Below are 9115 nucleotides of genomic sequence, written 5' to 3'. Positions count from 1 at the left end.
GTTGCCGCCGGGGGCCTGGCCCCACAGGGTGGCACRGGACAGGTGCGCCGTGACCTTGGACCAGTCGGCGTACGACGTCTGCGAGGCGCCGAAGGAGTAGTCGTCGCTCTGGTTCAGGGACGCCCAGTTCGACTGGTGGAAGCGCAGTTGCAGGTCGCCGGTGTCGGCGCCCGGGGCGAGCGAGCCGGCCCCGGAGGTGAAGCCGACCTCCAGGTAGCGGTCGGCCGTGGCGGTCGGGMTGGCGAGCGTGCCGAAGGTGCCCGTGACGTTGGCACACCCCTTGACGGCCCAGGAGCAGGCGAAGCGGTAGCTCGCGCCCGCCGAGTCGGCCTTGAAGTAGTAGCGGACCTTGACGCCGCTCAGCGGCACGCTCGCGGTGCCGGTGTTCTTCACCTTGAACCAGGGCTCGGCCTGGTCGGAGCCGGCGGAGCTCGTGCGGTACTGGACGCTCAGCCCGTCGGCGGCCGCGGTGGCGGTGGCGGGGAGCGCGGTCAGTGCGGCGGCGCCCAGGGCCACCGCGACGGCGGCGTGGGCGGTGGCGCGCAGCCTGTTCTCGGCCAGTCTCATGACGTTCCTTCCAGAAAGGTGGGGTGGTTCCGGAATCGGACGGGTGGGGGGAGGAGGGGGAAGAGCGGTCAGGGGCGGCGGGGGACGCCGAGCGCGTCGAGCCGGGCCGTGTGCCCGTCGAGCCGGGACCGGAAGTCGGCCCAGTCGCCCGCGCCGCTCCAGCCGCGGTCGGCCAGCGCGCACAGCCGCGGATAGGTGAGGTACTCGATGTGGGCGGGCGTGGTGACGAACTCGGTCCACAGCTGGGCCTGGCTGCCCAGCACCCGCCCGGCCGCCTCGTCGTCCGCCTCCGCCGGCACCGGGTCGTGGGCGTGGACGGCCCGCAGGCCGACGACGGCCCCGGGCTGGGCGGGCGGCTCGTGCGGGCCGTCGCTCTGCGCGTAGTCCAGATAGGTGGCCCGGTGGTGGGCGTTGACCACGGGGTGCCCGCGGCGGGCCGCCGTCAGGGCGTGGGCCGGGTCGCGCCAGGTCATCACCGTGAAGTCGCGGGGCAGTTCGGCCCCGGTCTCGGCCCAGCCGACCGGCCGCCGGCCGTTGCGCACGAGGTGCTCGCCGATCCGGCCCAGGAACCAGCCGTGCAGCGCCCCGGGGCCCGGCAGGCCCTGCGCCGCCACCCGCTCCCGGGCCCGGGCGCTGTGCGTCCACTCGGTGGTGGGGCACTCCTCGCCGCCCACGTGGACGTACGGCGAGGGGAAGACGTCCATCACCTCGTCGAGGACGGTGCGGCAGAAGTCGAGCGCCTCGCCGTGGACGCCGAGCACGGTGTCGCACACGCCCCACCGCGTCCAGACGTCGAGGGTGCGCTCCGGGTGGTTGCCCAGGTGCGGGTAGGCGGCGAGGGCGGCCCGGACGTGCCCGGGCATCTCGATCTCCGGCATGACGGTGACACCCCGGGCGGCGGCGTACGCGACCAGACCGGTCAGTTCGGCCCGCGTGTACGCCCCGCCGTGCGGGACGCCGTCGTACGCGCCGCTGCCGTCCGGGCCCTTCTGGGACTCGGCGCGCCGGCCGCCGACCTCGGTGAGCTTCGGGAGGGCGGCGACCGGCATCCGCCAGCCCTGGTCGTCGGTGAGGTGCAGGTGGAACACGCTGATCTTGTGCAGGGCGAGCAGGTCGACGTACCGGCGCAGGTAGGAGACGGGCTGGAAGTGGCGGGCCACGTCCAGCATCGCGCCGCGCCACGGGTGCCGCGGCACGTCGGTGATGTCCGCGCACGGCAGAGACCACCGCGTGCCGTGCTGGGGCGTCGCCGACAGGGCCTGGGCCGGTAGGAGCTGGCGGACCGTCTGGATGCCGCGCAGGAGACCGGTGGGGTGCGCGGCGAGGAGCCGCACGGCGTGCGGGCCGACGGTGAGCGCGTACCCTTCCTCGCCCAGGTCGCCGCGTCCGGCGTCGAGCGCGAGGGTGAACCGCCCGTCGGGGGACGGGGGCAGGGGCAGCCCGGTGGGACGGGGGACGAGGGTGGGTACGGATGCCTGTGCGGGCACGGATCGCCTCCGGAACTGCGGTCGCGGGGGAGTGCGTGGGGGCAAGTACGTTTGATGGGGAGGGAGTTCAGCCCTTGACCGCGCCGGCGGCGAAGCCCGAGGTGACATGGCGCTGCAGCAGCAGGAACACCACGAGCGCCGGGGCGGCGAAGAGGGCGGAGGCGGCCATGGTGGCGCCCCAGTCGGTGCCGAAGACGTTCTGGAAGGAGGACAGCCACACGGGCAGCGTGCGGCTGTCCTGCTGCTTGATGATGAGGAAGTTGGCGTAGGCGAACTCGTTCCAGGCGGTGATGTAGCCGAACAGCGAGGTGGCCATCAGCCCCGGCGCCAGCAGCGGGAACGCGATGTGCCGGAACGCGCCGAGCCGGGTGCAGCCGTCGACCTGGGCGGACTCCTCCAGCTCCGGGGGGATCGTGCCGATGAAGCCGCGCAGCACGATGACGGTGAAGGGCAGCGTCATCATGAAGTAGACGAGGGTCAGGGTCGGCAGCCGGTCGAGCATGCCGGTGTCGCGGGAGATGATGTAGACCGGGATGATCAGTGACTCCCAGGGCGCCATCTGGGCGATGAAGACCATGAGCATGAACTGCCGGCGGCCCCGCCACCTCATCCGGGCCACCGCGTAGGCGGCGCCGAGCGCGACGAGCAGGGAGAGCAGGACCGCGCCCAGGGTGACCAGGAGGCTGTTGCGCCAGAACAGGCCGAAGCCGTCGGCGCCGACCGCGGTGCGGAAGTGGTCGAGCGTCCAGGACCCGGGGAGGAACCGCGGATCGTCGGACTGGATGTCCCGGGTCGGGGTGAAGGCGGTGGCGACCATCCAGTAGACCGGGAACAGGCAGAGCACGACCGTGACGACGGCGGCGGCGTTCAGCGGGATGCGGCGGGCACGGGGCCGGGTGGTGCTCATGCGAGCTCGTCCTCCTGGCGGAACATCTGGCGGAAGTAGAGGACCAGCACCCCCGACATCAGCACGACGGTGACCATGGAGGCCGCCGAGCCGAGGTCGTAGCGCTGGCTCGACAGGGCGGTCTGCACCGCGTACACGGGCAGGATCGTGGTCGCGTCGCCCGGGCCGCCGTTGGTCATCACCCAGATCTGGACGAACGCCTTGAACGTCCAGATGACTTCGAGGGAGAGCACCAGCAGGAAGATCGGCCGGACGACCGGGAAGGTGACGGACCGGAAGATCCGCGGTCCCGAGGCCCCGTCCAGCCGCGCCGACTCGTACAGCTCGACGGGGACGGTGGTCAGGGCCGAGTACAGGGTGATCGCCGCGAACGGCACCGACTGCCACACGACCAGGGCGACCAGGATGGCGAAGGCGGCCGGTCCGTGCGCGAACCAGGCGTAGCGCTCGAAGGAGGAGAACCCCAGGTCGGTCAGGACCGCGTTGACGATGCCGAACTCCGAGTGGAACAGCCACTGGAAGACCGTGGTCGCCGCGATGACGGGCATCGCCCAGGTGAGCACGAGCGCGCTGAGGACCGCGGTCCGGCCGAACCGGCCCAGCCGCTCGATCATCAGGGCGACCAGGGTGGACAGCACCATGATCAGGACGACGTCGACCGCCATGAAGAGGAAGGTGCGGCGCACCACCTCCCAGAACCGGCCGTCGCCCAGCAGCGTGCGGTAGTTGTCGAGTCCGACGAACCGCGCGTCGCCCAGGATCAGCTGGCGCAGCCCGAAGTCCTGCAGCGAGATGACGACCGCGCGGACCAGGGGGTACACCAGCAGGTAGAGCGTGCCGAGGACGGCGGGGGCGATCAGGACGTACGGCCAGATCCCGCGGCCGCCGCCGTCCCCCGGCGGGCGCGGCGGTGCCGAGCCGGCCGCCCGCCGGAGCCGCCGGCTGGTCGGTGCGGGGCGGGGGCGGGGCGGGGTCTGCTCCCGGACGGCCGTCACGGCACTCCTCCTGCGCGCACTCCTCCTGCGCTGTGGGGACGGTGGACATGGCGTGGCGGACGTACCGTGGCGCGTCTGTCGCGGCGGGCGTGCCGCCACTGCGGCGGACGTGCCGTGGTGGGCGTGCCGTTACCGCGGGGCACGTGTCGCGATGGCTGCGCCGGCCGCGGTCAGGAGCCGGTCCTCATCGCCTTGGTGATGGCGTCGGACGCCGTACGGGCCGCCTTGCGCGCGTCGGCGCCGGTGAGGACGGCGGTCAGGTAGTCCTTGATCGGGTTCTTGGCCTCGACGGCGGCCCAGCCCGGGGTGTTGGGCGTGGCGTGGCCCTCCGCGGCGCCGGCCGCCATGGCCGAGGCGCCCGGGTCGGAGGCGACCGCGCCGGCCAGGGTGGTCTTGTTCGGTACGTAGCTCATGGCGACCGCGAGCTTCTTCTGCCAGGCGTCGCCGGTGAGTTCCCTGACGAAGGTGTAAGCGGCGTCCTGCTTGGCGGAGGCGGTCGGGATCACCAGGTCGGAGCCGCCGGTGAAGACCGCGCCGGGTGCGTCGGCGGTCTTGCCCGGGATGGGGAAGAACCCCAGCTTGCCCTTCAACTCGGGGTTGTTCTCGACGACCGTGTTGGCGCCGCCCGGGGCCGAGATGATCTGGGCGACCTTCCCCTTGGCCATGACGTCCGCCTGCGGGGGACCGGCCTCGTCGGAGTCCTTGGGACCCCGGCCGAGGGCCTGGAGCTCCTTGTAGAACTCCATGCCGCGCAGCGCCTCGGGGGTGTCCAGAGCGCCCTTCCACCTGCCGCCGGACTCGGTGGCCAGGTCGCCGCCCTCGTCCCAGACGAAGCCCGCGAGGGCGTACCAGTTCTGGCCGGGCAGGTAGATGCCCTGCGTGCCGCCGGTGTTCAGCTTCTTCGTCGCGGCGATCCACTGGTCACGGGTCCTGACGGCGGCCGCGTCCACGCCCGCCTTCTCGAAGAGGTCGGTCCGGTAGACGACGACGCGGTTGGCCGCGTAGTAAGGGATGCCGTACTGCTTGCCCTCGTACGCGCCCGGCTCGGCGAGCCCCTTGAGCCAGTCCTTCCCGCCGAGCTCGTCGACCTTGTCGCTGAGGTCGAGCAGCCCACCGCTCTGCGCGAACTGGGCGACCTGGGTGTTGCCGGTCTCGATGACGTCCGGCGCGTCGCTGCTGGCGAGGGCCGCGGTGACCTTCTCGCCGATGCCGTCCCACTCCTGGACCTGCACCTTGACGTCGATGTCGGGGTGCGCGGCCTCGAAGCCCTTCACGAACTCCTTCTGGAACGCGTCCGAGACGCTGTCGCGCATCAGCCACACGTCGATGGTGGTGTTCCCGTCGGAGGTGTCGGAGGAGCCGCCGCAGGCACTGAGCCCCGCGGTCAGCACGAGCACGGACACACCGGCAAACAAGCGGAGCTTCACGGTTCACCTCTGCAGGGCAGGAGCCGACCACCTGACCAGTGAAGCCCACTGGACAGCTCACCTCTCGATGCGGGGAAGAAACTGGCATAGACCAATCGGCGTCGTCAACCCCCCTTGCGGCAAAGGGTTTTGGCGCGTCATTCGGCTATGACCCGGACGATCACCGCAGGGAAGCGGTTACACTTCGCTCCGACCAGGGGAGTGGTCGTGCGGACCAACTGGTCAACTGGTAAGGGGAGATCGTGCCGGAGGGGGCGTACAGCATGAAGGAAGACGCACCGGGCGCGGTGCTCAAACGGGAGCGGGTCCGCGACTTCATCCTCGACCTCGTCGAATCGCGCCGCCCGGGTGACGCGATCCCCTCCGAGCGCTCCCTGTGCGCCCGCCTGGAGGTCTCCCGCCCGACCCTGCGCGCGGCGGTCGACGAACTCGTCGCGGCCGGCCTCCTGGTGCGCGAGCACGGCCGCGGCATGTTCGTGGCCCCCGAGAAGATCACCCAGGAACTCGTCTCCGGCCAGCAGAGCATGACCGCGCCGCGTGCCTCCGGCACCTGGTCGAGCCGCCTGCTGGAGTTCACCACCTTCGCGGCCGGTGCGCGCGTGGGCCGCAAACTGCGCATGTCACCGGCCGCCGACATCGTGTACGTGGCCCGGCTGCGCCTGGTCGACGGCGCCCCGATGGCCATCGAGCACCTGCACATCAGGGCCGACCTGGTCCCCGCCCTGTCGGCCCAGGAGCTGGAGGCCGGCGACCTCTACGAGCACCTGCGCGAACAGCACGGCGTGCATGTGCAGGAGGCGGTCCAGGCCATCGAGCCGACCGTCGTGACGCGGGCCGAGGCCGAGCTGCTCGACGTGCCCGAGCTGTCCCCGGCGCTGCTCTTCGAACGGCTCACCTCGGACACCACCGGCCGCCCCGTCGAGTACGTCCACTCCGTCTACCGGGGCGACCGCTACCGCATCGTCTCCCGGCTCACCCTGGACCCCTCGGCCACGGCCCCGCCCGCCGGGCAGGGGCACCACCCCGGCATTCCGCCGGGCGACTTCGCCCACCGCGAGACCATCGCGTCCTCCACGCACGGGGACATCCAGTCGCCGCAGTGAACGGCCGTCCGCTGGCGCCCTGGGGTACTTATGGCGCAAGGGACACGTGTGGCATGAGGGATGCACGGTTCTGGTGATTCGTACGGGTCCCGGGCTATGTGGTGCGGCATGGGGGAGGCAGACTGCATACAGGCAATTCCACGATCAAGAGGAACAGCATGATCACGCTTACGAAGGAAGACGGCCCGGCGGACCTGGACGGAGTGACCCACCTGTCGATCGGCGTGTCCTGGGACCCGACCGTCGGCAGCAGCGGCGGACTGCTCGGCAAGCTGCGCCAGAAGGCCGGCACCGACCTCGACCTGATCGCCATCGCGATGCAGGGATCGGACCCGGTGCGCCTGGCGGGGCTCGACTCCCTGGACCCGCTGGGCAACGGCTCGCTGGTGCACAGCGGCGACAACCAGACCGGCAAGGGTGCCGGTGACGACGAGACGGTGACCGTCGAGTTCGCGCGCGTCCCCCAGAACATCACCTCGATCGTCTTCGTCGCCGCCGCCTACAAGAAGAGCAGCTCCTTCCAGAAGGCGCGCAACATCAGCTTCAAGGTGTACGACGCGAGCGGCGGCAGCACCCAGCAGGTCGCGGACATCTGGCCGAGCCTGCTCAGCAACGACAACGGCTGCGCCGTGGCGAAGGCGATCCGGGTCGGCGGGGCCTGGAAGCTCCAGGTGATCAACGAGACGGGCAAGATCAAGCAGGGCGACGAGCAGGCCCTGATGCGCTTCGCCGCCAGCAAGTAGGCCGTACCGAACAGGCCCCCTCACCGCTGTGCGCAGGGCCGGACCGGGCCCGGTGGCGACACGTGTCGCCACCGGGCCCACCTGCGTCTTCGCGAAGGCGCCGGGCGCGGAGCACGGCCCCGGCGAACGGGCCGCGCCCAGGAGTGTACGTTCGTACGCTCCCGCTATAGGCTCTCGCGCATGACTGTTGACGTACTGCGCCGGCCCGCAGCGGCCGAACGGCAGGCTCGCGTAGCCGTTGCCGTGCTGTTCTTCACCAACGGCGCCCTGTTCGCCAACCTGCTGCCGAGGTATCCGCAGATCAAGGCGGACCTCGGCATCGGCAACGCGGCCTACGGCCTGGCCGTGGCGGCGTTCCCGGCCGGGGCCATCGCGGCCGGGCTCGCGGCGGGGGTGGCCGTGCGGCGGCTGGGCTCGGCGCGGGCCGCGGTGGCCGGCACCCTGCTCACCGCCGCGGGCATCCTCGTCGCGGGCCTCGCGGACTCGGTGCTGCTGTTCGCGGCCGCGCTCTTCCTGGCCGGGGCCATGGACGCGATCACCGATGTCGCGCAGAACGCCCACGGGCTGCGTGTGCAGCGGCGCTACGGACGCTCCATCATCAACTCCTTCCACGCGATCTGGTCCATCGGCGCCGTCGCCGGCGGATCCATGGCCGCCGCGGCGATAGCGCTCGGCCTCTCGCTGGGGCAGCACCTGGCGATCTCCGGAACGGTGTTCGCGGTCGCGGCCTGCGTCGCCCTGCGGTTCTGCCTGACCGGCCCGGACGCCGGACCGGCGGAGGAGGGGGACGGAACGGAACCCGGCCCGCGTACGGAGCAGCAGGAGCGGCACGAGGAGCGCGAGGGGCGCCGGGGGCCGGGCCGGCGCACCGCCTACGTGCTGGCCGCGCTCGTGCTCATCGCCACGGCCGGCACGCTCGTCGAGGACGCGGGCAACTCCTGGGCCGCGCTGTACCTCTCCGGCCCCCTGTCCGCGTCGGTGACCCTGGCGGCCTCCGGCTACATCGCCCTGGTGGGTGCCCAGTTCGTCGGCCGCATCATCGGCGACCGGCTCGTCGACCGGTTCGGCCAGCGCACCGTGGCCCGGACCGGCGGCCTGATCGTCGTGGCGGGCATGGGCCTGGCGCTCGCGGTGCCCACGGTGCCCGGCACCGTCCTCGGGTTCGCCGCCGCCGGGTTCGGTGTGGCGACGCTCGTCCCCGCGGCGATGCACGAGGCCGACGAACTGCCCGGCCTCAAGCCCGGGTCGGGGCTGGCCATCGTCTCCTGGCTCATGCGCCTGGGCTTCCTGCTCTCCCCGCCGGTCGTCGGCCTGGTCGCGGACGCCACCAGCCTGCGGGTGGGCCTCCTGGTGGTGCCCCTGGCCGGCCTGCTCGTCCTGCTGACCGCGGGCGTGCTGCGCGACAAGAAGGCGTAGGGGCGCGGCCCCCGGGGACCGCGGCGCGCGGGACCCGGCGCGCTCCCCGCTTCCAGGGCCGTGGACCGACCGCGAGTGTACGATCGTACGCATGTCGACGGATTACTTCGCCCAAGACCCCCGCACGAACCTCGAACGCATGGTGGCGGGCGACCTCTACATCGCCGACGACCCCGAGATCGCCCGCCGTCAGCAGCACGCCGTGCGGCTGGCCGCCCGCTTCCAGGCGGCCTTCGTGGAGGACGCCGGGGCGGCCCAGGCGGTCCTCGCCGAACTGCTCGGCGCCGTGGGCCCGGAGGTCCACGTACGGCCGCCGCTGTACGTCGACTACGGCAGCAACATCACCATCGGCGCGCGCACCTTCGTGAACTACAACCTGACCGCGCTGGACGTCGCGGCGATCACCATCGGCGAGGACTGCCAGATCGGCCCGAACGTCCAACTGCTCACCCCCACCCACCCCTTGGAAC

Annotated in this window: 9 protein-coding genes; 4 read left to right on the top strand and 5 right to left on the bottom strand. The window is 72.0% G+C overall.

Annotated features, from left to right (window positions below; translation table 11 throughout):
- The 5 genes from FGF04_RS33695 to FGF04_RS33675 form a co-directional block, all read right to left on the bottom strand.
- On the bottom strand, positions 1-567 hold a 567-nt coding region (locus tag FGF04_RS33695; protein WP_328596432.1), incomplete at its 3' end, for a cellulose binding domain-containing protein.
- Between the two features lie 68 nt (positions 568-635).
- On the bottom strand, positions 636-2162 hold the full coding sequence (locus FGF04_RS33690) for a beta-N-acetylhexosaminidase (protein ID WP_149515190.1): 1527 nt from the start codon (positions 2160-2162) through the stop codon (positions 636-638).
- The gene (locus tag FGF04_RS33685; RefSeq protein ID WP_149515189.1) at positions 2122-2961 is read right to left on the bottom strand and encodes a carbohydrate ABC transporter permease; all 840 of its coding nucleotides are present in this window, start codon (positions 2959-2961) and stop codon (positions 2122-2124) included. The genes FGF04_RS33690 and FGF04_RS33685 overlap by 41 nt, the downstream gene beginning before the upstream one ends.
- The gene (locus tag FGF04_RS33680; RefSeq protein ID WP_149515188.1) at positions 2958-3956 is read right to left on the bottom strand and encodes a carbohydrate ABC transporter permease; all 999 of its coding nucleotides are present in this window, start codon (positions 3954-3956) and stop codon (positions 2958-2960) included. The genes FGF04_RS33685 and FGF04_RS33680 overlap by 4 nt, the downstream gene beginning before the upstream one ends.
- A gap of 170 nt (positions 3957-4126) precedes the next feature.
- On the bottom strand, positions 4127-5383 hold the full coding sequence (locus tag FGF04_RS33675) for an extracellular solute-binding protein (protein WP_149515187.1): 1257 nt from the start codon (positions 5381-5383) through the stop codon (positions 4127-4129).
- A 263-nt stretch (positions 5384-5646) separates the two neighbouring features.
- Between FGF04_RS33675 and FGF04_RS33670 the strand changes: the two genes are divergently transcribed.
- The 4 genes from FGF04_RS33670 to FGF04_RS33655 form a co-directional block, all read left to right on the top strand.
- The gene (locus tag FGF04_RS33670; RefSeq protein WP_149515186.1) at positions 5647-6486 is read left to right on the top strand and encodes a GntR family transcriptional regulator; all 840 of its coding nucleotides are present in this window, start codon (positions 5647-5649) and stop codon (positions 6484-6486) included.
- A 158-nt stretch (positions 6487-6644) separates the two neighbouring features.
- On the top strand, positions 6645-7229 hold the full coding sequence (locus tag FGF04_RS33665; protein ID WP_149515185.1) for a TerD family protein: 585 nt from the start codon (positions 6645-6647) through the stop codon (positions 7227-7229).
- 180 nt (positions 7230-7409) lie between these two features.
- Complete coding sequence (locus FGF04_RS33660; RefSeq protein ID WP_149515184.1) at positions 7410-8645, top strand: MFS transporter; 1236 nt, start codon at positions 7410-7412, stop codon at positions 8643-8645.
- A 91-nt stretch (positions 8646-8736) separates the two neighbouring features.
- Positions 8737-9115: maltose acetyltransferase domain-containing protein (locus tag FGF04_RS33655; protein ID WP_149515193.1), on the top strand; the 379-nt coding region annotated here is incomplete at its 3' end.

Origin of the sequence: Streptomyces apricus, assembly GCF_008369065.1 — a bacterium.
GTDB classification, from domain to species: Bacteria; Actinomycetota; Actinomycetes; order Streptomycetales; family Streptomycetaceae; genus Streptomyces; species Streptomyces apricus.
The sequence above is the reverse complement of the archived record's forward strand: the minus strand, read 5'-3'. Positions and strand labels throughout refer to the sequence as shown.

Excerpts from the sequence above, each read along its gene's own strand:
- FGF04_RS33685 (WP_149515189.1), bottom strand. The coding sequence starts at position 2,961 with ATGAGCACCACCCGGCCCCGTGCCCGCCGCATCCCGCTGAACGCCGCC.
- FGF04_RS33665 (WP_149515185.1), top strand. The coding sequence starts at position 6,645 with ATGATCACGCTTACGAAGGAAGACGGCCCGGCGGACCTGGACGGAGTG.
- FGF04_RS33660 (WP_149515184.1), top strand. The coding sequence starts at position 7,410 with ATGACTGTTGACGTACTGCGCCGGCCCGCAGCGGCCGAACGGCAGGCT.
- FGF04_RS33690 (WP_149515190.1), bottom strand. The coding sequence starts at position 2,162 with ATGTCACCTCGGGCTTCGCCGCCGGCGCGGTCAAGGGCTGAACTCCCT.
- FGF04_RS33670 (WP_149515186.1), top strand. The coding sequence starts at position 5,647 with ATGAAGGAAGACGCACCGGGCGCGGTGCTCAAACGGGAGCGGGTCCGC.